At 60.8% G+C, this 22,047-nt stretch carries 20 protein-coding genes and 1 pseudogene; 11 read left to right on the top strand and 10 right to left on the bottom strand.

Annotation, left to right across the window (positions count from 1 at the left end):
* Positions 1 to 257: 257 nt before the first annotated feature.
* The 4 genes from BFP99_RS11165 to sdhC are packed head-to-tail and all read right to left on the bottom strand — an operon-like array spanning position 258 to position 3,486.
* A complete protein-coding gene (locus tag BFP99_RS11165; RefSeq protein WP_003172807.1) occupies positions 258 to 962 on the bottom strand; it encodes a succinate dehydrogenase iron-sulfur subunit in 705 nt (234 codons plus the stop codon).
* A gap of 11 nt (positions 963 to 973) precedes the next feature.
* Positions 974 to 2,746, bottom strand: a complete 1,773-nt coding sequence (gene sdhA, locus BFP99_RS11160; RefSeq protein WP_065924487.1) for a succinate dehydrogenase flavoprotein subunit — start codon at positions 2,744 to 2,746, stop codon at positions 974 to 976.
* Between the two features lie 3 nt (positions 2,747 to 2,749).
* Positions 2,750 to 3,118: a succinate dehydrogenase, hydrophobic membrane anchor protein gene (gene sdhD / locus BFP99_RS11155; RefSeq protein ID WP_003172805.1), complete on the bottom strand. Its 369-nt coding sequence runs from the start codon at positions 3,116 to 3,118 to the stop codon at positions 2,750 to 2,752.
* Positions 3,112 to 3,486 (bottom strand): succinate dehydrogenase, cytochrome b556 subunit, encoded by a 375-nt coding sequence (gene sdhC / locus BFP99_RS11150; RefSeq protein WP_003172804.1) that lies wholly within the window; start codon positions 3,484 to 3,486, stop codon positions 3,112 to 3,114. The genes sdhD and sdhC overlap by 7 nt, the downstream gene beginning before the upstream one ends.
* 365 nt (positions 3,487 to 3,851) lie before the next feature.
* Between sdhC and gltA the strand changes: the two genes are divergently transcribed.
* Positions 3,852 to 5,141 (top strand): citrate synthase, encoded by a 1,290-nt coding sequence (gene gltA / locus BFP99_RS11145; protein ID WP_003222994.1) that lies wholly within the window; start codon positions 3,852 to 3,854, stop codon positions 5,139 to 5,141.
* A 179-nt stretch (positions 5,142 to 5,320) separates the two neighbouring features.
* On the opposite strand, the gene BFP99_RS11140 is transcribed toward gltA, so the two are convergent.
* The 3 genes from BFP99_RS11140 to BFP99_RS11130 form a co-directional block, all read right to left on the bottom strand.
* The gene (locus BFP99_RS11140; protein WP_057014104.1) at positions 5,321 to 6,979 is read right to left on the bottom strand and encodes a cation acetate symporter; all 1,659 of its coding nucleotides are present in this window, start codon (positions 6,977 to 6,979) and stop codon (positions 5,321 to 5,323) included.
* The gene (locus tag BFP99_RS11135; RefSeq protein WP_024074297.1) at positions 6,976 to 7,287 is read right to left on the bottom strand and encodes a DUF485 domain-containing protein; all 312 of its coding nucleotides are present in this window, start codon (positions 7,285 to 7,287) and stop codon (positions 6,976 to 6,978) included. The genes BFP99_RS11140 and BFP99_RS11135 overlap by 4 nt, the downstream gene beginning before the upstream one ends.
* A gap of 262 nt (positions 7,288 to 7,549) precedes the next feature.
* Positions 7,550 to 8,401, bottom strand: coding sequence for a glycine betaine ABC transporter substrate-binding protein (locus tag BFP99_RS11130; RefSeq protein ID WP_027607053.1), 852 nt, complete (start codon positions 8,399 to 8,401; stop codon positions 7,550 to 7,552).
* A gap of 332 nt (positions 8,402 to 8,733) precedes the next feature.
* On the opposite strand from BFP99_RS11130, the gene BFP99_RS11125 reads away from it, so the two are divergent.
* On the top strand, positions 8,734 to 10,287 hold the full coding sequence (locus BFP99_RS11125; RefSeq protein WP_065947270.1) for a glycoside hydrolase family 17 protein: 1,554 nt from the start codon (positions 8,734 to 8,736) through the stop codon (positions 10,285 to 10,287).
* A 35-nt stretch (positions 10,288 to 10,322) separates the two neighbouring features.
* On the opposite strand, the gene BFP99_RS11120 is transcribed toward BFP99_RS11125, so the two are convergent.
* Entirely contained in the window at positions 10,323 to 10,691 is a 369-nt protein-coding gene (locus BFP99_RS11120) for a hypothetical protein (RefSeq protein ID WP_065924484.1), read from the bottom strand.
* 236 nt (positions 10,692 to 10,927) lie between these two features.
* Between BFP99_RS11120 and BFP99_RS11115 the strand changes: the two genes are divergently transcribed.
* Both BFP99_RS11115 and BFP99_RS11110 read left to right on the top strand, forming a co-directional pair.
* Positions 10,928 to 12,226 carry a serine/threonine protein kinase gene (locus BFP99_RS11115; RefSeq protein WP_027607050.1) on the top strand — a complete coding sequence of 433 codons (1,299 nt, stop codon included), beginning with the start codon at positions 10,928 to 10,930 and terminating at the stop codon, positions 12,224 to 12,226.
* Positions 12,219 to 13,007 (top strand): MlaA family lipoprotein, encoded by a 789-nt coding sequence (locus BFP99_RS11110; protein ID WP_065924483.1) that lies wholly within the window; start codon positions 12,219 to 12,221, stop codon positions 13,005 to 13,007. The genes BFP99_RS11115 and BFP99_RS11110 overlap by 8 nt, the downstream gene beginning before the upstream one ends.
* A 55-nt stretch (positions 13,008 to 13,062) precedes the next feature.
* On the opposite strand, the gene BFP99_RS11105 is transcribed toward BFP99_RS11110, so the two are convergent.
* A complete protein-coding gene (locus BFP99_RS11105; RefSeq protein WP_065924482.1) occupies positions 13,063 to 13,977 on the bottom strand; it encodes a DUF808 domain-containing protein in 915 nt (304 codons plus the stop codon).
* Between the two features lie 291 nt (positions 13,978 to 14,268).
* On the opposite strand from BFP99_RS11105, the gene BFP99_RS11100 reads away from it, so the two are divergent.
* A complete protein-coding gene (locus tag BFP99_RS11100; protein ID WP_065924481.1) occupies positions 14,269 to 14,874 on the top strand; it encodes a TetR/AcrR family transcriptional regulator in 606 nt (201 codons plus the stop codon).
* Between the two features lie 213 nt (positions 14,875 to 15,087).
* On the opposite strand, the gene BFP99_RS11095 is transcribed toward BFP99_RS11100, so the two are convergent.
* Positions 15,088 to 15,528, bottom strand: coding sequence for a GlcG/HbpS family heme-binding protein (locus tag BFP99_RS11095; protein WP_065924480.1), 441 nt, complete (start codon positions 15,526 to 15,528; stop codon positions 15,088 to 15,090).
* A gap of 256 nt (positions 15,529 to 15,784) precedes the next feature.
* Here BFP99_RS11095 and gcl point away from each other — a divergent pair, with 256 nt between their 5' ends.
* From gcl to BFP99_RS11065, 6 genes and pseudogenes are all read left to right on the top strand, one after another.
* Positions 15,785 to 17,560 carry a glyoxylate carboligase gene (gene gcl, locus BFP99_RS11090; protein ID WP_065947269.1) on the top strand — a complete coding sequence of 592 codons (1,776 nt, stop codon included), beginning with the start codon at positions 15,785 to 15,787 and terminating at the stop codon, positions 17,558 to 17,560.
* A gap of 10 nt (positions 17,561 to 17,570) precedes the next feature.
* Positions 17,571 to 18,353 (top strand): hydroxypyruvate isomerase, encoded by a 783-nt coding sequence (gene hyi / locus BFP99_RS11085; RefSeq protein WP_065924478.1) that lies wholly within the window; start codon positions 17,571 to 17,573, stop codon positions 18,351 to 18,353.
* Between the two features lie 170 nt (positions 18,354 to 18,523).
* A complete protein-coding gene (locus BFP99_RS11080) occupies positions 18,524 to 19,414 on the top strand; it encodes a 2-hydroxy-3-oxopropionate reductase (RefSeq protein WP_065947268.1) in 891 nt (296 codons plus the stop codon).
* Between the two features lie 55 nt (positions 19,415 to 19,469).
* Positions 19,470 to 20,750: a glycerate kinase type-2 family protein gene (locus BFP99_RS11075; protein WP_065947267.1), complete on the top strand. Its 1,281-nt coding sequence runs from the start codon at positions 19,470 to 19,472 to the stop codon at positions 20,748 to 20,750.
* Positions 20,740 to 20,937: pseudogene (locus BFP99_RS31875) on the top strand (pyruvate kinase); the annotation flags it as partial. The gene BFP99_RS11075 and the pseudogene BFP99_RS31875, both read left to right, overlap by 11 nt.
* Positions 20,938 to 21,151: 214 nt before the next feature.
* The gene (locus BFP99_RS11065) at positions 21,152 to 22,027 is read left to right on the top strand and encodes an urea transporter (protein WP_065947266.1); all 876 of its coding nucleotides are present in this window, start codon (positions 21,152 to 21,154) and stop codon (positions 22,025 to 22,027) included.
* The last annotated feature ends 20 nt before the right edge of the window (positions 22,028 to 22,047 follow it).

The raw sequence follows: 22,047 nt of genomic DNA, 5'->3' as shown, positions 1-22,047 counted from the left end.
GGTCACCCTCGATTTGGGGACACCACCGGCGAAAACACCGAGTTTGCTTGCAAAAGGCCAAGTGCAGCGACCAAAACAAGCCACTTAGGATCACGCTGATAGTTCGGGTACCAACCCGAATGCCCCTGCTTGTCTCATTTCTTCAAAATAAGAGCCGCGGCTTTGTAAGTCGCTGCTCAAGTTAAAACTACGGCGCCGGTTGAAGCCTGCGCCGTAGCATTTACGGGCACAACGGTCCTGCCTTGTTACAACGTCAGTTACACGCCGCTTTGCAGCAGCATGTTACGGATGTGACCAATGGCCTTAGTCGGGTTCAGGCCTTTGGGACATACGTTGACGCAGTTCATGATCCCGCGGCAGCGGAATACGCTGAACGGGTCATCCAGCGAAGCCAGGCGCTCGGACGTCTTGGTGTCACGGCTGTCTGCCAGGAAGCGATACGCTTGCAGCAGGGCAGCTGGGCCCAGGAACTTGTCCGGGTTCCACCAGAAGGACGGGCACGAGGTCGAGCAGCAGGCGCACAGGATGCACTCGTACAGACCGTCGAGCTTTTCACGCTCTTCTGGGGACTGCAGACGCTCGATGGCCGGAGCCGGCGTGTCGTTCTGCAGGAACGGCTTAACTTTCTCGTATTGCTTGTAGAAGATGCTCATATCGACGACCAGGTCACGGATAACCGGCAAACCTGGCAGAGGACGAACGATCAGCTTGTTGCCTTTGACAACAGCGGACAGCGGCGTGATGCACGCCAGGCCGTTTTTGCCGTTGATGTTCATGCCGTCGGAACCGCAAACACCTTCACGGCAAGAGCGACGATAGGAGAAACCCTCGTCCTGCTCTTTGATCAGTGCCAATACATCCAGCACCATCAGGTCTTTACCACCGGTATCGACCTGGAACTCCTGCATGAACGGCGCAGCGTCCTGATCAGGGTTGTAGCGATAAACACTGACTTTCAACATGGCAGCCACCCTTAGTAAGTCCGAATCTTCGGTTCAAACGTCGGAACCGTCTTCGGCGAGAAGTTCACGGCACGCTTGGTTACGCGCTTGTCACCCGGGAAGTACAGGGTGTGGCACAACCAGTTTTCGTCATCGCGATCTTCAAAGTCTTCACGAGCGTGGGCACCACGGGATTCCTTACGAACCTCGGCGGCGATCGCAGTCGCTTCAGCCACTTCCAGCAGGTTTTGCAGTTCAAGGGCTTCGATACGAGCGGTGTTGAACGCCTGGCTCTTATCGTTGATCTTGACGTTGGCGATGCGCTTGCGCAGATCGGCCAGCTGGGCAATACCCTTCTGCATGTATTCGCCGGTACGGAATACACCGAAGTAGTTCTGCATGCAGCTTTGCAGCTCGCGACGCAGGGTTGCCACGTCTTCGCCATCAGTGCGCTCGTTCAGAGCGTTCAGGCGCGACAGGGCGGCCTCGATGTTGGCGTCGGTGGCGTCATCGTATTCGATGCCGTCGGTCAGGGCTTTTTCCAGGTGCAGGCCAGCCGCGCGGCCGAATACCACCAGGTCGAGCAGCGAGTTGCCGCCCAGACGGTTGGCACCGTGTACCGATACGCAGGCCACTTCGCCTACCGCGAACAGACCGTGGATGATCTCGTCCACGCCTTCGGCGTTCTGGGTGATCGCCTGGCCATGAATGTTGGTCGGAACACCGCCCATCATGTAGTGGCAGGTTGGGACAACCGGAACCGGAGCAACAACCGGGTCAACGTGGGCAAAGGTCTTGGACAGCTCACAGATACCCGGCAGGCGGCTGTGCAGCACTTCTTCGCCCAGGTGATCGAGCTTCAGCAGTACGTGGTCGCCATTCGGGCCACAGCCGTTACCGGCGATGATTTCCTTGACCATCGAACGGGCAACGACGTCACGACCCGCCAGGTCTTTCGCGTTCGGAGCATAACGCTCCATGAAACGCTCGCCGTGCTTGTTGATCAGGTAACCACCTTCACCACGGCAACCTTCGGTGACCAGTACACCGGCGCCGGCGATGCCGGTCGGGTGGAACTGCCACATTTCGATGTCCTGCACCGGCACGCCGGCACGCAGTGCCATGCCGACGCCGTCACCGGTGTTGATCAGGGCATTGGTGGTGGAAGCGTAGATACGACCTGCACCGCCGGTCGCCAGAACGGTAGCCTTGGCGCGGATGTAGGTAGTTTCACCGGTTTCGATGCAGATGGCGATCACGCCAACGAATGCACCGTCGGCGTTCTTCACCAGATCCACTGCGTAGTATTCGTTCAGGAACGTGGTGCCGGCTTTCAGGTTGCCCTGATAAAGGGTGTGCAGCAGCGCGTGACCGGTACGGTCGGACGCAGCGCAGGTACGGGCAGCCTGGCCGCCTTTACCGTAGTCCTTCGACTGGCCGCCGAATGGACGCTGGTAGATACGACCTTGTTCGGTACGGGAGAACGGCAGGCCCATGTGGTCCAGCTCGAACACCGCGGCCGGGCCTTCCTGACACATGTATTCGATAGCGTCCTGGTCACCGATGTAGTCGGAACCCTTGACGGTATCGTACATGTGCCAGCGCCAGTCATCGTTCGGGTCGGCGGACGCGATGGCGCAGGTGATGCCACCCTGGGCCGACACGGTGTGGGAGCGCGTCGGGAATACCTTGGTGATCACGGCAGTCTTGTGACCGCCCTGAGCCAGCTGCAGCGCTGCGCGCATGCCGGCACCGCCGCCACCAATGATGATGGCGTCGAAGGAAATAGTTGGAATGTTAGCCATGAATCAGATACCCCAAAGAATCTGCACACCCCAGACGAAGTAAGCGAACATCGCGACGCCGCATACTGCCTGGAAGAGGAAACGGACTGCGGTCGCGGACTTGCCCAGCGCCATCGGCGTCAGGTAGTCGGTCGCGATGGTCCACATGCCGACCCAGGCGTGAGCGCCCAGGGCTACAAGGGCCAGCAGGCTGAAGATTCGCATCGCATTGTGGGAAAACAGCCCGTGCCATTGCTCGTAGCCGATGCCCGGGTTTGCGACGAGGTATCCGATCAGGAAAATGAAATAAGCCGCGAGAACGACCGCAGACACACGCTGCGCCATCCAGTCATAGAGGCCCGAACGCGATAGGTTCGTAACGCTGGTTACCATATCCAAACTCCTGCCAGAACGATCAGCACCACGGAAATGGCGATGATGATTTTCGAGCCCAGGCGGCCGCCTTCCAGCGTCTCACCGATGCCCATGTCCATGATCAAGTGGCGCACACCGGCTACCAGGTGATACAGCAGAGCGGACAGGAGGCCCCATGCTACGAACTTGGCCAGCGGGCTGGTCAAGCATGCCTTCACCTCGGCGTATCCTTCCTCGGAACCCAGGGATTTGCTCAATGCATAAAGCATGATGCCCAAGCCCAGGAACAGGATGATGCCGGAAACACGGTGCAGGAACGACGTAACGCCGGTGATGGGGAGTTTGATGGTCCTTAGGTCTAGGTTTACAGGTCGTTGGCTATTCACGGCTTTTTTTCACACTGAAGAGCCCCTAACAATCAGGGCAAAGTTGTTGGGGAGTGCGACTGGTCAGGTAAGCACCACCCAGGGAGTGCGACCCCCAATGAAAGCAAGCCCAAAAGCCCTTGGCGGTCGGTGGCCGAGTATAGACAGTTAGGTTACTAATGACAACGCGCGCACCTCACCCTAATAGCGGATTGCGCTGGCGGGATAAAAGGCGTAAATGGCGGGCAATTTCGAGGAAAAAGTACGGTTAAAGCCTTCTGGGGCAAGACTTTAGGCAAATTGACATCTGAATTTATCTCACTATAGTGGTGCGGGCCCTGCGTGGGGGGTCTGTCTGATGATTTGAAGCATAAATAGGAGGCCACATGGCTGACAAAAAAGCGCAGTTGATCATCGAGGGCGCAGCCCCCGTCGAGCTGCCCATTTTAACCGGCACCGTTGGTCCCGATGTTATCGACGTACGGGGCCTGACGGCCACGGGCCGTTTCACTTTCGACCCAGGCTTCATGTCGACCGCCTCTTGCGAGTCGAAGATCACCTATATCGACGGCGACAATGGCATCCTGCTGCACCGGGGCTACCCGATCGAGCAACTGGCGGAAAAATCGGACTACCTGGAAACCTGCTACCTGCTGCTAAATGGCGAATTGCCAACAGCCGAGCAAAAAGCCCAGTTCGTCAGCACCGTGAAGAACCACACCATGGTTCACGAGCAGTTGAAGACCTTCTTCAACGGCTTCCGTCGCGACGCCCACCCGATGGCCGTCATGTGCGGCGTGGTCGGCGCCCTGTCGGCCTTCTATCACGACTCCCTCGACATCAATAACCCGCAGCATCGCGAAATTTCCGCGATCCGCCTGGTTGCCAAGATGCCGACCCTGGCCGCAATGGTTTACAAGTACTCCATGGGCCAACCCATGATGTACCCGCGCAACGACCTGACGTACGCGGAAAACTTCCTGCACATGATGTTCAACACCCCGTGCGAGATCAAACCGATCAGCCCGGTGCTGGCCAAGGCAATGGACCGGATCTTCATCCTCCACGCCGACCACGAGCAAAACGCCTCCACCTCCACCGTGCGCCTGGCAGGCTCTTCGGGTGCCAACCCGTTCGCCTGTATCGCCGCCGGCATCGCCGCGCTGTGGGGCCCTGCCCACGGCGGTGCGAACGAAGCCGTATTGACCATGCTCGATGAAATCGGCGATGTGTCCAACATCGACAAGTTCATTGCCAAGGCCAAGGACAAGAACGATCCGTTCAAGTTGATGGGCTTCGGTCACCGGGTCTACAAGAACCGCGACCCACGCGCCACCGTCATGAAGCAGACCTGCGACGAAGTGCTGAAGGAACTGGGCATCAACAACGATCCGCAACTCGAACTGGCCATGCGCCTGGAAGAGATCGCCCTGACCGACCCGTACTTCATCGAACGCTCGCTGTACCCGAACGTCGACTTCTACTCGGGGATCATCCTCAAGGCGATCGGCATTCCAACCAGCATGTTCACCGTGATCTTCGCCCTGGCACGGACCGTGGGCTGGATCTCCCACTGGAAAGAAATGCTCTCCAGCCCGTACAAGATTGGCCGCCCGCGCCAGCTGTACACCGGCTACGAGTCGCGTGACATTACCAAGCTGGAAGATCGCAAGTAAGCACCTTTCAGCAGCACCGAAAACGGCCTCCCTCAGTGGAGGCCGTTTTTATTTGTGTCGACTGATCTACCACCATCGGCGGCTTGCCCCCGATGAGGCCAGTAGCAGCCCCCCATAAACCCCAGGCAAAAAAATACCCCGGCCTTTCGACCGGGGCATTTCTTTATCCAGCTACAACCTTAGTGATTAACCGCCCCACTCGCCCCCAGGCCAGTCTGCGAACGCACAAACTGCGGGAAGTACAGCGCACGCTCTTTCTCTGCCGCCGCCGACTTGTCGGTGATGGAGAAGAACCAGATACCGATGAACGCAATGATCATCGAGAACAGCGCCGGGTATTCGTACGGGAAGATGGCTTTTTCATGATGCAGGATCGAGACCCAGATGGTCGGACCCAGGATCATCAGGCCAACGGCACTGATCAGGCCCAGCCAGCCGCCAATCATCGCGCCACGGGTGGTGAGGTTTTTCCAGTACATGGAAAGCAGCAACACCGGGAAGTTACAGCTGGCGGCAATCGAGAACGCCAGGCCGACCATGAACGCGATGTTCTGGCTTTCGAACAGGATGCCCAGGCCAATCGCCAGCACTGCCAGGGCGATAGTGGTGATCTTCGATACGCGAATCTCATCCTTTTCGTTGGCCTTGCCTTTCTTGATCACGCTGGCGTACAGGTCATGGGACACCGCCGAAGCACCGGCCAGGGTCAAGCCGGCAACCACTGCCAGGATGGTGGCGAAGGCCACAGCCGAGATGAAGCCCAGGAAGATGCTGCCGCCCACCGCGTTGGCCAGGTGCACCGCCGCCATGTTGTTACCGCCCAGCAAGGCGCCTGCAGCATCCTTGAACGCCGGGTTGGTGCTGACCAGCAGGATCGCGCCGAAGCCGATGATAAAGGTCAGGATGTAGAAGTAGCCGATGAAGCCCGTGGCATACAGCACGCTCTTACGCGCTTCCTTGGCGTCACTTACAGTGAAGAAGCGCATCAGGATGTGCGGCAGGCCGGCGGTACCGAACATCAGTGCCAGGCCCAGGGAGAACGCGGAGATCGGGTCTTTCACCAGGCCGCCGGGGCTCATGATCGCTTCACCTTTAGGGTGAACCTTGATCGCCTCGGAGAACAGCATGTTGAAATCGAAGTTGACGTGCTTCATCACCATCAGCGCCATGAATGAGGCACCGGACAGCAACAGCACCGCCTTGATGATCTGCACCCAAGTGGTCGCCAGCATGCCGCCGAACAGCACGTACAGGCACATCAGGATCCCGACCAGGATCACCGCCACGTGGTAGTCGAGGCCGAACAGCAGCTGGATCAGCTTGCCCGCCCCCACCATTTGCGCGATCAGGTAGAACGCCACCACCACCAGGGAACCACAGGCCGACAGGCTGCGGATCTGGGTTTGCCCGAGGCGATAGGACGCCACGTCGGCAAAGGTGTACTTGCCCAGGTTACGCAGGCGCTCGGCGATCAGGAACAGAATGATCGGCCAGCCCACCAGGAAGCCGATCGAGTAGATCAGGCCGTCGTAGCCGGAGGTGAACACCAGTGCGGAAATACCCAGGAACGACGCGGCCGACATGTAGTCGCCGGCAATCGCCAGGCCGTTCTGGAAACCGGTGATCTTGCCGCCGGCCGCATAGTAGTCGGCCGCCGACTTGTTGCGCTTGGACGCCCAGTAGGTGATGCACAACGTCGCGCCGACAAAGGCCACGAACATCAGGATCGCTGCGATATTCAGCGGTTGTTTGTGCACTTCACCGGTCAATGCATCCGCCGCCCAAACAGCGGGTGCAAAGACCGAAGCGCCGAATACAGCCAATAGACGACGGATCATTGCGCAGCCTCCTTGAGAATCGCATTGTTCAGGTCGTCGAATTCGCCGTTGGCGCGTCGCACATAGATGCCGGTGAGGACAAAGGCCGAGACAATCAGCCCGACACCGATGGGGATGCCCCAGGTGATGGATGAGCCGGGGCTGAGTTTGGCCCCCAGTATTTGTGGCCCGTAGGCGATCAACAGGATGAAGCCGGAGTACAGCCCTAGCATGATCGCCGAGAGAATCCAGGCGAACCTTTCCCTTTTTCTTACCAGCTCCTTGAAACGCGGGCTGTTTTGAATCGAGAGGTAAATGCTGTCGTTCATTGTTTTTATCCTCGCAGCACAGCTTTTTTATTATTGGTACGTATCCACTGTATGCGGCTACGGAACAGGTTCCAGACGACCTTAGTATTAGACGGAGTGTAGCGAGGGATTGAGAGGGCGCAGAAACATTTGCGGGTGACGAAAATAATGTGGGAGGGGGCTTGCTCTCGATAGCGGTGAACCAGTCAGATCATTGACGACTGACACACCGCAATCGCGAGCAAGCCCCCTCCCACAGGGGTTGTATCAAGGCATTGGGGGGTTATTTACCGGTCCACTCGGCTACGCGCTCAGGGTGCTTGGCCACCCAGTCCTTGGCCGCTGCATCAGGCTTGGCGCCTTCCTGGATAGCGAGCATGACTTCGCCGATCTCATCCTTGGAGGCCCACTGGAATTTCTTCAGGAACGCCGCGACTTCCGGCGCTTTCTTCTCCAGGCCCTTGCTGCCGATGCTGTTGACGGTTTCAGCAGCACCATAAATCCCTTTTGGATCGTCCAGGAAACGCAGTTTCCACTTGGCGAACATCCAGTGTGGCACCCAGCCGGTGACCGCAATGGATTCCTGTTTGTCTTCGGCACGGGTCAGCTCGGCGATCATCGCCGCACCCGAACTGGCTTGCAGTTTGTAGTCGAGGCCGTACTGCTTGATGGCTTCGTCGGTCTTGAGCATCACGCCTGAACCGGCGTCGATGCCGACGATCTTGTTCTTGAAGGTGGTGTCGGTCTTGAGGTCTTCGATGGACTTGGCCTTGACGTACTCCGGCACGATCAAGCCGATCTTCGCATCCTTGAAGTTGGGGCCGTAGTCGACCACCTTGTCCTTGTTCTTGGTCCAATACTCGCCATGGGTTACCGGCAGCCAGGCGGAGAGCATGGCATCGAGCTTGCCGGTGGCCACGCCCTGCCACATGATCCCGGTGGCGACCGCTTGCAGTTTGACGTCATAACCGAGCTTTTCCCTGATCACCTCTGCCGCCACATGCGTGGTGGCAACGCTGTCGGACCAACCATCTACATAACCGATGCTCAGGGTTTTGCTGTCGGCGCTGGCCAGTGTGGAGCTCATCGCAACTACCAGAGTGGCAGCTGCGCCCAAGAGTCGTCGCATCTTCATCGTACTTCCCCGAAAGTGCTGCGCCCGACGGATGTCGAGCGACGTCAACCTGTTGTTATGTGGTGCGCCGCGCCCCCTTCACGCGCATCGATCCGGCTGCTGCGACATCAGTGGAGTGCTGACACGTCGATCATCAACCTGCCGCAGCCTTCGACCTGCTCTGTCAGCGACCTCATGCAAGCAAGAAACGACATCACATCGCCAGTAGGACTTTTTGTAGGACTTAACCCCACGATCCCGCCTGAACTTTGCATGTCAAAATTATTCAGCCCCACTGGGATAGCGCAAATCCGGGTAAGATGCGCGCCTTTGCTCCCCCAGATAAGCCGACCATGCCCGCCACTGCCCGCTTCCCTGCCCTGCCCTATTGCTTCGCTTTGATCCTCGGCCTGCTGGCCCTTGTCGGCTACTGGTATGGCCTCGGCCGGCCGGTGGTGCTGCCGGATGTGGCCAGTGCCAGTCACAAGCTGCAATGCGCGTCGTACACACCGTTCGACAAGGACCAATCGCCCTTCGACCAACCGTTCACACTGCGCCCCGCGCGCATGGACGCCGACCTGGCCCTGCTGGCCACCCGCTTCGAATGCATCCGCACCTACTCCATGACCGGCCTGGAAGCCTTGCCGGACCTGGCGCGCAAGCATGGGTTAAAGGTGATGGCGGGCGCCTGGGTCAGCAGCGACCCGGTCGCGACCGAAAAAGAAGTCGACCAACTGATCGCCTCGGCTAACGCCAACCCCGATGTGGTCACCTCGGTGATCGTCGGCAACGAAGCGCTGCTGCGCAAGGAAGTCACCGCCAAACAGCTGGTGACGCTGATCCATAAAGTCAAAAGCCAGATCAAGCAGCCGGTCACCTACGCCGACGTCTGGGAGTTTTGGCTGCAGCACCCGGAAATCGCTCCGGCGGTGGACTTCCTGACCATCCACCTGCTGCCCTACTGGGAAGATGACCCCTCCGGCATCGACCAGGCCCTCAAGCATGTGGGCGATGTACGCCAGACCTTTGGCAACAAATTCGCGCCCAAGGACATATTGATCGGCGAGACCGGCTGGCCCAGCGAAGGTCGCCAGCGCGAAACCGCAGTGCCAAGCCGGGTCAATGAAGCCAGGTTCATGCGCGGTTTCGTGGCCATGGCCGAAGCCAATGGCTGGCACTACAACCTGATCGAAGCGTTTGACCAGCCGTGGAAGCGCGCCAGTGAAGGTGCCGTGGGCGGCTACTGGGGCCTGTTCGATGCCGACCGCCAGGACAAGGGCATCCTCGCCGGGCCGGTGACCAATGTGCCGCACTGGCCGCTCTGGCTGGGGGTCGGCGGGATTATCCTGCTGGGCACGCTGGTGCTCGGTGGCCGCGTTCGCAGCACTCGTGCCGCGATGGCCCTGCCGCTGCTGGGTGCAGTGGCGGCCTGTTCCATCGGCACCTGGGCTGAACTGACCCGCGTGACTGCGCGCTTCAACGATGAATGGGCATGGGCCGGTTTGCTCGTGGCGCTGAACGTGCTGGTGCTGGCCCACGCTGCACTGGCCTTGAGTGCCCGTGAAGGCTGGCGCGAACGCCTGTTCAACTGGCTGGAACACCGTGCCGGCTGGCTGATGGCAATCGCCGGGTTCGCGGGCGCCGTGATGATGCTGGCACTGGTGTTTGACCCACGCTACCGCAGCTTCCCGAGTGCGGCGCTGCTGCTGCCGGCGTTGGTGTACCTGGTTCGTCCGGTGACCGGGCCACGCCGGGAGATTGCCTTGCTGACCTTTATCATCGGGGCCGGCATCGCGCCACAGCTGTACCGTGAAGGCTTGCTGAACCAGCAGGCGTGGGGTTGGGCGGTGGTCAGTGGGTTGATGGTTGCGGCTTTGTGGCGGTGCTTGCGGGTGCGCAAGGCTTAAGAGCGCCATCGGGGGCAAGCCCCCGATTGGCCTTATCAGGCGCGCCGCGACTGCCTGACCAACCGCAACCCCGCAATCACCACCGCAAACACCGCAAACGAGGTGTTGTACAACGCCAGGGCCGGCAGCCCGAACACCAGCCCCAGTACCGCCAAGCCCCATCCCGCACGGCCCGGCACGAAAAACGCCAGCACCGAGGTCACCAGCGCGGCCCAGCCCAGCACTTTGAAGTGAATCATCAAACCCAGGTTCGAACGTACCTGGCATTCCCAGCGGCTGGCCTCGTCGGCACAGATGCCGACCCACTGGCCATCTTCCATAAAGCCGTAACGCGCGCCATAACTGGCAGCCAGCCATAACGGCAGGGCAATAAGCAGCAAAATCAACGGCAAGCGGCGGGACATGGAGCACTCCGATAGGCAAAAACGGCGCTCAGCTTAATGCGCCGGCGGCCGTTAGCAAGGTGCGTACACACAATTAGTGTTCACTAATGCATGGCAAAGTGTATCGTCTCGCTACTATTACCCCGATTCCGACGTTATTTTCCGACTTTTCGTGCCGAGAGCTGGCACTTCGGTGGCAACGCGGTGGTCATAGCCTGCGAACTTCATTTAGCACGTTTCCTCTTAGGGATTAAGTCATGCTCCGTTCCTTGCGCTGTGCTGCCTTACTGGGCAGCCTTTTTTTGAGTGCGTCAGCACTGGCCGTCGATATCGACCAAGCCAGCTATGGCTACCCTTTGACCAATCCGTTCGAAGCGACCATCGCCACCACACCGCCTGACCTTCGGCCTACATTGCCGACCGATGACGAGATCAACCAGTCCGACTACACCCTGAACATGCGCCCCGAGCGCGAGTTCAGCCTGCCGGACAACTTCTGGGCAGTGAAGAAGCTCACTTACCGCATCGCCAAGCAGGATCGCGCCGCGCCGCTGATCTTCCTGATCGCGGGCACCGGTGCGCGGTTTGACAGCAGCATCAACGAATACCTGAAAAAACTGTATTACCAGGCCGGCTACCACGTGGTGCAACTGTCGTCGCCCACCAGCTTCGACTTCATCGCCTCGGCTTCGCGCTTCGCCACCCCCGGCATCAGCCAGGAAGATGCCGAAGACATGTACCGCGTGATGCAGGCCGTGCGTGCCCAGAATGCCTCGCTGCCGGTGACCGACTTCTACCTCACCGGCTACAGCCTCGGCGCGCTGGATGCGGCGTTTGTCAGCAAGCTCGACGAGACCCGCCGCAGCTTCAACTTCAAGAAAGTGCTGCTGCTCAACCCGCCGGTCAACCTCTACACCTCGATCACCAACCTCGACAAGCTGGTACAGACCGAGGTCAAGGGCATCAACAACACCACCACCTTCTATGAACTGGTGTTGAACAAGCTGACCCGTTACTTCCAGCAAAAGGGCTACATCGACCTCAACGACGCCCTGCTCTACGACTTCCAGCAATCCAAGCAGCACCTGACCAACGAACAGATGGCCATGCTGATCGGCACCTCGTTCCGCTTCTCGGCGGCCGACATCGCCTTTACTTCGGACCTGATCAACCGCCGCGGCCTGATCATCCCGCCGAAGTACCCGATCAGCGAAGGCACCAGCCTCACGCCGTTCCTCAAGCGTGCGCTGCAATGCGACTTCGATTGCTACCTCACCGAACAGGTAATCCCGATGTGGCGCGCCCGCTCCGACGGCGGCAGCCTGTTGCAACTGGTTGACCAGGTCAGCCTGTACGCCCTCAAGGACTACCTGCACGCCAGCCCGAAAATCGCCGTCATGCACAACGCCGACGACGTGATCCTCGGCCCGGGCGACCTCGGCTTCCTGCGCAAGACCTTCGGCGATCGCTTGACCGTCTACCCCTTGGGCGGCCACTGCGGCAACCTCAATTACCGCGTCAACGCCGACGCCATGCTGGAGTTCTTCCGTGGCTAAATATCTTCTGCTGCTTGCCGCCCTGATGTGCGCAGGCGTTGCCAATGCCGACAACAGCAAGGCTCACGCGCCTGTGGTGATGGACTCCGACGGTTTCAAGGAGCCGTTGAGCAAACTCAAGTTCAACCCAGGCCTGGACCAGCGTGAATTCGAACGCTCGTCGGTCAACGCCCTCAACGTGTATGACCCGCTCGAATCGTGGAACCGCCGCGTGTACCACTTCAACTACCGCTTTGACCAATGGGTGTTCCTGCCGGTGGTCGACGGTTACCGCTACGTCACGCCAAGCTTCCTGCGCACCGGCGTGAGCAACTTCTTCAACAACCTGGGCGACGTGCCCAACCTGTTGAACAGCCTCTTGCAACTCAAGGGCCACCGCTCCCTGGAAACCACCGGGCGCCTGCTGCTCAACACCACCGTCGGCGTAGCCGGCCTGTGGGACCCGGCGACCGCCATGGGCCTGCCGCGCCAGAGCGAAGACTTCGGCCAGACCCTGGGCTTCTACGGCGTGCCCGGCGGTGCCTACCTGGTGCTGCCGATCTTCGGTCCGTCGAACCTGCGCGACACCGGCGGCCTGCTGGTGGACTACACCGCCGAGTCCCAGATCAACTTCCTCAACGTCTCCGAAGTCAGCTCCAACCACCCGGAAATCTGGGCCCTGCGTGCGGTGGACAAGCGCTACCAGACCAGCTTCCGCTACGGTCAGATGAACTCGCCGTTCGAGTATGAGAAGGTGCGGTATATCTATACGGAATCACGCAAGTTGCAGATTGCCGAGTAAATAACGCCCGTAAAAAAGGCCATTCGATTGAATGGCCTTTTTTTGTGGCGGCGATTTATGCCCTGAGCGCTTTCCAGCTCTTGCCCACCACGCTGACCACTGCCAATACCACCGCCCCGGCAATAATCCCCGCCACCGCATTCAGTAACGTCGGCATCAACCACGCCAATGCACCTGTGCTCTGGCTCACACCCTCGATCCAGTGATGCACCACCGGCACGCCATGGGTAAGGATGCCACCGCCGACCATGAACATCGCCGCCGTGCCGATCACCGACAGGCTCTTCATCATGTACGGCGCCGCGCGCAGGATGCCGCCACCGATACTGCGAGCCATCTGGCCAGGCTTCTGGGTAAGCCACAGGCCCAGGTCATCCAGCTTGACGATACCGGCCACCAGCCCGTAGACGCCGATGGTCATGACGATGGCGATGCCCGACAGGACAATCACTTGCTGCATCAACGGCGCATCGGCCACGGTGCCGAGGGTGATGGCGATGATTTCCGCAGAGAGGATGAAGTCGGTACGAATAGCGCCTTTGATCTTGTCCTTTTCAAAGGCCACCAGATCAGTAGCCGGGTTAGCCACCGCTTCAACCAGCTGCGCATGGTCGGCCTGGACTTCAGCCTTGCTGTGCAGGAATTTATGCGCGAGCTTCTCGAAGCCTTCGAAACACAGGTAGGCGCCGCCGAGCATCAACAACGGTGTGACGGCCCAAGGGGCAAAGGCGCTGATCAACAGCGCAGTGGGCACCAGGATCAACTTGTTGATGAAGGACCCCTTGGCAACGGCCCATACCACCGGGATTTCCCGCTCGGCACGCACGCCGGAAACCTGCTGGGCGTTGAGCGCCAGGTCATCGCCGAGCACTCCGGCGGTTTTTTTTGCCGCTACTTTTGTCATCAGGGCAACGTCATCGAGTACTGCGGCGATGTCGTCGATCAACACCAACAAGCTGCTTCCTGCCATGAATCGGGCTTCCTTAAGAGAGGGATGGGCGGAGCATAACGCGGCGCAGGGCTTTGCGGGCACATTGTTGAGGCCCGCGGATAGCCGGTGCTACCATGCGCAACCGCCTGTCCTGGCAAGGAAACTCCCCGTGCTCAGTTTCATAGATACGTTTCTCTTTTGGCGAGTGGCTGTTGTCGTCAGGCAAGGAGCCGCGACGACTCATCGCTCGCTATGGGGAGGAGCGGCGACGCAGAATGGCGGCAACAGACGCCGTCAAAAAGAAACAGTATCTGTGAGACTGAGCACTTTATGAGCACCATTCGCGAGCGCAACAAAGAAAAGATCCTGCGGGCGGCGAGCGAGGAGTTTGCCGACAAGGGCTTCGCCGCGACCAAAACCAGCGACATCGCCGCCAAGGCCGGGCTGCCCAAGCCCAACGTCTATTACTACTTCAAGTCCAAGGACAACCTCTACCGCGAGGTGCTCGAAAGCATTATCGAGCCGATCCTGGCGGCGTCCACGCCGTTCAACCCCGAGGGCGAGCCTTCAGCGGTGCTGAGCAACTACATCCGCTCGAAAATCCGCATCTCCCGCGACCTGCCCTTCGCCTCCAAGGTGTTCGCCAGCGAAATCATGCATGGCGCACCGCACCTGAGTGCCGAGCAGGTCCAACAACTCAACGCCCAGGCCAAGCACAATATCGACTGCATCCAGAGCTGGGTGGATCGCGGGTTGATTGCAGCTATCGACCCTCATCACCTGATGTTCAGCATCTGGGCGGCGACGCAGACCTATGCGGATTTCGACTGGCAGATTTCCGCGGTGACCGGCAAAGCCAAGCTGGATGAGGCCGATTATGAAGCGGCGGCGCAGACGATTATCCGGTTGGTGCTCAAGGGCTGTGAACCCGACTGACACACTTAGGTGCCCCCGATGAGCATAAGTATCTACACAACTTCAGTAGGATAACGCGTAGCAGCTGTCGAGCCTTGGCGAGGCTGCGTTTGCGGCGCGTCTGACACACCGCCGACGCAGCCTCGCCAAGGCTCGACAGCTGCTACGCAGGGGGCTCGGCTCAAGATGTGTAGATACCTATGCCCCGATGAGGCCCTGATAGTCACTCAATGCTTAAGCTGACACCCCCGCATCCGCCCTCAACCCCAGCCCCTCGATCGCCGTGATCGCACACTGCTCATCAATATCCGACGTATCCCCGCTGATCCCGATCGCCCCCAGTACCGCCCCCGCCTGATCCCGAATCAACACCCCACCCGGCGCCGGCACCACGCTGCCCTGCCCCAGGCTGTTCAACGCTGCGATAAACGCCGGCCGTTGCTGTGCGTCCAGCGCCAGCAAGCGCGAGCCCTTGCCCAGCGCAATCGCACCCCAGGCCTTGCCGATGGCGATCTGCGGGCGCAGCAGGCTGGCGCCGTCTTCGCGCTGCAGAGTGATCAAGTGGCCGCCGCAGTCGAGGACCGCAACGGTCAGCGGTGCGGCTGAGATCGTGCGCCCTGCGCTGAGGGCCTGGCCGGCCAGTTGGGTGGCAATCTTCAAGGTTAAAGCGCTCATGGTGCCGTCCTTCTTTTGTTATTGGGAAAGCGGTGGAAGTCTGTTTGATCAGATGCTCGACCAAACAAATAGAACACAATGACATTTATTTTTGTATACAATATTTTCAAACAAAGACTCCATACGTCGAAAAAAGCCGTTCCGACGAACGCAAAGACCAATCAATAAAATGGATTGACCTGCGCAGCCCGCCGTGAATACACTTTGGACAGACACCACTTGTATACAATTACAAAACGCAAGAGGCACCAAAATCATGAGCAAAATGAGAGCAATCGAAGCCGCCGTCCTCGTCATGCGCCGTGAAGGCGTGGACACCGCCTTCGGTATCCCAGGCGCTGCGATCAACCCGCTGTACTCAGCCTTGCAGAAGGTGGGTGGCATCGATCACGTCCTTGCTCGCCACGTTGAAGGCGCCTCGCACATGGCCGAGGGTTACACCCGCACCAAGGCCGGCAATATCGGCGTGTGCATCGGCACCTCGGGCCCGGCGGGCACCGACATGGTCACCGGCCTCTACAGCGCCTCGGCCGACTCGATCCCGATCCTGTGCATCACCGGCCAGGCGCCACGGGCCCGCATGCACAAGGAAGACTTCCAGGCCGTGGACATCACCAGCATCGTCAAGCCGGTGACCAAGTGGGCGACCACCGTCCTCGAGCCGGGCCAAGTGCCGTACGCGTTCCAGAAAGCTTTCTATGAAATGCGCTCCGGCCGCCCTGGCCCGGTGCTGATCGACCTGCCGTTCGATGTGCAGATGGCCGAGATCGAATTCGACATCGACGCCTACCAGCCGCTGCCACTGGCCAAGCCACTGGCCACGCGCATCCAGGTCGAAAAGGCCCTGGCCCTGCTGGATCAGGCGGAACGCCCGTTGCTGGTGAGCGGCGGCGGCGTGATCAACGCCGATGCCAGCGAGCTGCTGGTGGAGTTCGCCGAACTGACCGGCATCCCGGTGATCCCGACGCTGATGGGCTGGGGCACCATTCCCGACGATCACCCCCAGATGGTCGGCATGGTCGGCCTGCAGACGTCGCACCGCTACGGCAACGCAACGCTGCTCAAGTCCGACGTGGTGCTGGGGATCGGTAACCGTTGGGCCAACCGCCACACCGGTTCAGTGGAGGTATACACCGAAGGGCGTAAATTCATTCACGTCGACATCGAACCAACCCAGATTGGTCGCGTATTCACCCCGGACCTGGGCATCGTGTCCGACGCCGGCTCCGCGCTGACGATGTTCATTAAAGTGGCCCGCGAGTGGAAAGCCGCCGGCAAGCTCAAGGACCGCAGTGCCTGGCTGCATGACTGCCAGCAGCGCAAGGCGACCCTGCAGCGCAAGACCCACTTCGACAACGTGCCGGTCAAGCCGCAACGGGTGTACGAAGAGATGAACCAGGTGTTCGGCAAAGACACCTGCTACGTCAGCACCATCGGCCTGTCGCAGATTGCCGGCGCGCAGTTCCTGCATGTGTACAAGCCCCGCCACTGGATCAACTGCGGCCAGGCCGGCCCGTTGGGCTGGACCATTCCGGCGGCGCTGGGCGTGGTCAAGGCCGACCCGAGCCGCAAGGTGGTGGCGCTGTCCGGCGACTATGACTTCCAGTTCATGATCGAAGAGCTGGCGGTGGGCGCACAGTTCAAGCTGCCGTACATCCATGTAGTGGTGAACAACTCCTACCTGGGGCTGATCCGCCAGGCCCAGCGCGGGTTTGAAATGGACTACTGCGTGCAGTTGTCTTTCGACAACCTCAACGCTCCCGAGCTGAACGGCTATGGCGTCGACCACGTCGCAGTTGCCGAAGGCCTGGGTTGCAAGGCCCTGCGCGTGTTCGAACCGGGACAGATCGCGCCGGCGTTGCGCAAGGCCGAACAAATGATCGAGGAGTTCAAGGTACCGGTGATCGTCGAGATCATTCTGGAGCGCGTGACCAATATTTCCATGGGCACCGAAATCAACGCCGTCAACGAATTCGAAGACCTGGCCCTGGTCGGCAACGATGCACCGACTGCCATTTCCCTGCTCGATTAAGGAGAACCCTATGCCGCGCTTTGCCGCCAACCTGTCCATGCTGTTTACCGAGCAGGACTTTCTCGCTCGCTTCAAGGCCGCTGCCGATGCCGGTTTCCAGGGTGTCGAGTACCTGTTCCCCTACGAATTCAGCTCGGCTGACATCAAGGCCCAGCTCGACGCCCACGGCCTGACCCAGGTGCTGTTCAACCTGCCGGCCGGTGACTGGGCCAAGGGCGAACGCGGCCTGGCGTGCCACCCGGACCGGGTCGAGGAATTCCGTGCTGGGGTCACGCTGGCCATCGCCTACGCCCAGGTGCTGGGCAATACCCAGATCAACTGCCTGGCGGGGATTCGGCCCCAGGGTGTGGATGATGAAACCGTGGAAAAGACCTTTGTCGCCAACCTCAAGTACGCCGCCGACAAGCTGCAGGCGGCGGGCATCAAGCTGGTGATGGAAGCGATCAACACCCGCGACATTCCGGGTTTCTACCTCAACAACACTGCACAGGCCCTGTCGATTCGCGAACAGGTGGGCAGTGACAACCTGTTCCTGCAGTACGACATCTACCACATGCAAATCATGGAAGGCGACCTGGCCCGGACCATGGCGGCGCACCTGGAGGAGATCAATCACATCCAGCTGGCGGACAACCCTGGGCGCAATGAGCCGGGAACCGGGGAGATCAACTACCGCTTCCTGTTCGAACATCTGGACCGCATCGGGTACGCGGGTTGGGTCGGCTGTGAATACAAGCCGCTGACCACCACCGAAGCGGGTTTGGGCTGGCTTAAAGCCCACAACGCCATCTAACCGACACCACACAAAACCCTGTGGGAGGGGGTTTGCTGTGGTGAGGGGGGCTTTACCACTGACCCCATGGGGCTGCTACGCAGCCAGCGCGGGACAAGCCCGCTCACCACAACAAGCCCGCTCACCACAGCAAGCCCAGCGCCCACAGAGAATAAAAAGAGGATTTCATCATGGCTAAAATCGGATTTATCGGCACCGGCATCATGGGCCAGCCCATGGCCACGAACCTGCAGAAAGCCGGTCATCAACTGTTTCTTTCCGAACACCACGGCAAGGCGCCGGCCGAGCTGATCAGCGCCGGCGCCGTGGCCCTGGCCACCCCGCAGCAAGTGGCCCAGGAAGCCGAGTTCATTATCGTCATGGTCCCCGACACGCCGCAGGTCGACGACGTGCTGTTCCGTGCCGACGGTGTGGCGGCGGGCCTGTCGCCGAACAAGGTGGTGATCGACATGAGTTCGATCTCTCCCACGGCCACCAAGGCGTTTGCGGCGAAGATCAACGAGCACGGCGCGCAGTACCTCGACGCCCCGGTGTCCGGCGGTGAAGTCGGCGCCAAGGCCGGGACCTTGAGCATCATGGTCGGTGGCGAACCACAGGCCTTCGAACGCGCCCTGCCGCTGTTCCAGAGCATGGGCAAGAACATCACCCTGGTGGGCGGCAATGGCGATGGCCAGACCGCCAAAGTGGCCAACCAGATCATCGTCGCGCTGAATATCCAGGCGGTGGCCGAAGCGCTGCTGTTCGCCGCCAGGAACGGCGCCGACCCGGCCAAGGTGCGTGAAGCGCTGATGGGCGGCTTTGCCTCGTCGAAGATCCTCGAAGTGCATGGCGAACGCATGATCAAGGGCACCTTCGATCCGGGTTTCCGCATCAACCTGCACCAGAAGGACCTGAACCTGGCCCTGGCCGGTGCCAGGGAACTGGGGATCAACCTGCCGAACACCGCCGGCACCCAGCAGGTGTTCAGCACCTGCGCGGCGCTTGGTGGCGGGAATTGGGACCACTCGGCGCTGATCAAGGGATTGGAGCATATGGCGAACTTCTCGATTCGCGATAAGTAACCCCCCTTTGAAAGGGCTGCACCTCTAATAACAAAAATCCCCCGGGAGCCCGCTTATGTCGGTCGATCCGCAACACCTGCTTCGCGAGCTGTTTGCCACAGCCATCGACGCCGCCCACCCCCGGCACGTCCTCGAACCCTGCCTGCCCGCCGACCGCAGCGGCCGCGTGATCGTGATCGGCGCCGGCAAGGCGGCCGCCGCCATGGCGCTGGTCGTCGAGAATTGCTGGCAAGGCGAAGTCTCGGGCCTGGTGGTCACCCGCTACGGCCACGGCGCCCCTTGCCAGAAAATCGAAGTGGTCGAAGCCGCCCACCCGGTGCCCGATGCCGCCGGCCTTGCGGTGGCCAAGCGCGTGCTGGAATTGATCAGCAACCTGGGCGAAGACGACCGGGTGATCTTCCTGCTCTCCGGCGGCGGCTCGGCACTCCTGGCACTGCCTGCCGAAGGCATCAGCCTGGCCGACAAGCAGGCCATCAACAAAGCCCTGCTCAAATCCGGCGCCACCATTGGCGAGATGAATTGCGTACGCAAGCACCTCTCGGCAATCAAGGGCGGTCGGCTGGCAAAGGCGGCCTGGCCGGCCACGGTCTACACCTACGCGATTTCCGATGTGCCGGGCGACCAGGCCACGGTCATCGCCTCCGGCCCCACGGTCGGCGACCCCAGCACCTCGCAACAGGCCCTGGCGATCCTCAAGCGCTATGGCATCGACGCACCGGCCGCCGTGCGCAGCTGGTTGCAGAATCCAGCCTCGGAAACCGTCAAGCCCGGCGACCCGGTACTCGTCCGCAGCCACTTCCAACTGATCGCGCGCCCGCAACAATCCCTGGAAGCGGTGGCGGTGAAAGCGCGCCAGGCCGGTTTCAGCCCACTGATCCTCGGCGACCTGGAAGGCGAAGCGCGGGACGTGGCCAAAGTGCACGCCGGCATCGCGCGGCAAATCGTGCAGCACGGCCAGCCGCTGGCGGCGCCGTGCGTGATCCTCTCGGGCGGTGAAACCACCGTCACCGTACGCGGCAACGGCCGTGGCGGGCGCAACGCCGAATTCCTGTTGAGCCTGACCGACAGCCTCAAAGGCCTGCCGGGCGTGTACGCCCTGGCCGGCGACACCGACGGCATCGACGGCTCGGAAGACAACGCCGGCGCAATCATGACCCCGTGCAGCTATGCGCGCGCCGAAGCTCTGGGCCTGTCGGCCAGCGACGAGCTGGATAACAACAACGGTTATGGCTACTTCGCCGCCCTCGACGGCTTGATCGTTACCGAGCCGACCCGCACCAATGTCAATGACGTGCGCGCCATCCTGATCCTTGAGACTGCCCGCCATGACGCCTGACAAGAAGGTCAAGATCCTCGCCACCCTGGGCCCGGCCACCGACGGTATAGATGACATCCGCGAGCTGGTGCAAGCCGGGGTGAATATCTTCCGCCTCAACTTCAGCCACGGTGAGCATGCCGATCACGCCCGGCGTTACCACTGGATTCGCCAGGTGGATGAAGTGTGTTCCACGGCGCTGGAGATTGCCCAGGCCCAGGGCATGGCGCAGCGCGGGCAGACGGGGTCGACCAACTCCTTGCGTATAGAGACGCTGATCTAGCGCCTGTAGAGGCCCCATCGGGGTGTAGCCCCCTCCCACATTGGACGGCATTCACACATTTAACTATGTGAACCCAATCAAGTGTGGAAGAGGGCTTGCCCCCCGATGGGCCCAACTCGGTCCCACTGACTCACTAAAAATGCACACCCCAACCTGCCCCGACTGGGCCGAAGCCCTGCTCAACGGCTTCAGCCAGATCTTCCTGCAACGCCATCCGTTGTGCGGCCTGCTGTGCCTGTTGGCGATCCTGATCGGCGCCCCGGCCTTGCTCGGCGGTGCGCTGCTGGGTGGGGTCGCCGGGTTGCTCACGGCCCAGCGTCGCGACTATCCCAAGGCCGAGCGCCAGGCTGGACTCTATAGCTACAACGGCGTGCTGCTTGGTTTGCTGATCAGCCAGCATTTCGCTTGGTCAGCCTTGTTGCCACCGCTGATCCTCGCGTGCGGCGGCTTGAGCGCGATCCTCACGCGGCAGTGGCTGAAACACGCCAGTCGGCCGCACGACCTGCCCGCCTACACCGCGCCCTTTGTCGGCCTGGGCTGGCTGCTGCTGGGCAGCGTCCCACACGGTGCCTTCGCCCTCGGCGAGCCCGATACCCTGGCGGTGCTCGGCGCGCCGTTCACCGGCCTCGCGCAAATCATGCTGCTGGACCAGCCGCTGGCGGGCGCGCTGATTGCCCTCGGCCTGTGGCTGGCGAACCGGCGTGCCGCTGTCTGGGCCGTGATCGGCGCCAGCAGCGGCGTAATGATCGCCTTGCTGCTGGACGACACCAGCGCCGCCCTCCTCGGCCTGCACAGCTACAACCCGGCTCTCGCGGCCCTGGCGCTGAGCCAGGCACGGCGCCAACCCTGGCTGCCGCTGCTCGGCATCCTGCTGGCGATCCTTCTCACACCGGGCTTTGCTGCCCTGCATCTGCCGGCACTCACCGCGCCGTTTGTCCTTGCCTGCTGGCTGGTACTCGCCGGCGCCCGAATACTCAGGAAACCCCGCATGGACAGCCCCTTCGAATCCCCCTAGGCTTGCTCGATATTCGATTC

Origin of the sequence: Pseudomonas sp. 1 R 17 (assembly GCF_900067035.1) — a bacterium.
GTDB lineage: Bacteria > Pseudomonadota > Gammaproteobacteria > Pseudomonadales > Pseudomonadaceae > Aquipseudomonas > Aquipseudomonas marginalis.
This window is presented reverse-complemented; position numbering and strand designations above follow the sequence as displayed.

Coding starts and splice junctions, on each gene's coding strand:
- BFP99_RS11165 (WP_003172807.1), bottom strand. CDS start 962: ATGTTGAAAGTCAGTGTTTATCGCTACAACCCTGATCAGGACGCTGCG.
- sdhA (WP_065924487.1), bottom strand. CDS start 2,746: ATGGCTAACATTCCAACTATTTCCTTCGACGCCATCATCATTGGTGGC.
- sdhD (WP_003172805.1), bottom strand. CDS start 3,118: ATGGTAACCAGCGTTACGAACCTATCGCGTTCGGGCCTCTATGACTGG.
- gltA (WP_003222994.1), top strand. CDS start 3,852: ATGGCTGACAAAAAAGCGCAGTTGATCATCGAGGGCGCAGCCCCCGTC.
- BFP99_RS11140 (WP_057014104.1), bottom strand. CDS start 6,979: ATGATCCGTCGTCTATTGGCTGTATTCGGCGCTTCGGTCTTTGCACCC.
- BFP99_RS11135 (WP_024074297.1), bottom strand. CDS start 7,287: ATGAACGACAGCATTTACCTCTCGATTCAAAACAGCCCGCGTTTCAAG.
- BFP99_RS11130 (WP_027607053.1), bottom strand. CDS start 8,401: ATGAAGATGCGACGACTCTTGGGCGCAGCTGCCACTCTGGTAGTTGCG.
- BFP99_RS11125 (WP_065947270.1), top strand. CDS start 8,734: ATGCCCGCCACTGCCCGCTTCCCTGCCCTGCCCTATTGCTTCGCTTTG.
- BFP99_RS11120 (WP_065924484.1), bottom strand. CDS start 10,691: ATGTCCCGCCGCTTGCCGTTGATTTTGCTGCTTATTGCCCTGCCGTTA.
- BFP99_RS11115 (WP_027607050.1), top strand. CDS start 10,928: ATGCTCCGTTCCTTGCGCTGTGCTGCCTTACTGGGCAGCCTTTTTTTG.
- BFP99_RS11105 (WP_065924482.1), bottom strand. CDS start 13,977: ATGGCAGGAAGCAGCTTGTTGGTGTTGATCGACGACATCGCCGCAGTA.
- BFP99_RS11100 (WP_065924481.1), top strand. CDS start 14,269: ATGAGCACCATTCGCGAGCGCAACAAAGAAAAGATCCTGCGGGCGGCG.
- BFP99_RS11095 (WP_065924480.1), bottom strand. CDS start 15,528: ATGAGCGCTTTAACCTTGAAGATTGCCACCCAACTGGCCGGCCAGGCC.
- gcl (WP_065947269.1), top strand. CDS start 15,785: ATGAGCAAAATGAGAGCAATCGAAGCCGCCGTCCTCGTCATGCGCCGT.
- hyi (WP_065924478.1), top strand. CDS start 17,571: ATGCCGCGCTTTGCCGCCAACCTGTCCATGCTGTTTACCGAGCAGGAC.
- BFP99_RS11080 (WP_065947268.1), top strand. CDS start 18,524: ATGGCTAAAATCGGATTTATCGGCACCGGCATCATGGGCCAGCCCATG.
- BFP99_RS11075 (WP_065947267.1), top strand. CDS start 19,470: ATGTCGGTCGATCCGCAACACCTGCTTCGCGAGCTGTTTGCCACAGCC.
- BFP99_RS11065 (WP_065947266.1), top strand. CDS start 21,152: ATGCACACCCCAACCTGCCCCGACTGGGCCGAAGCCCTGCTCAACGGC.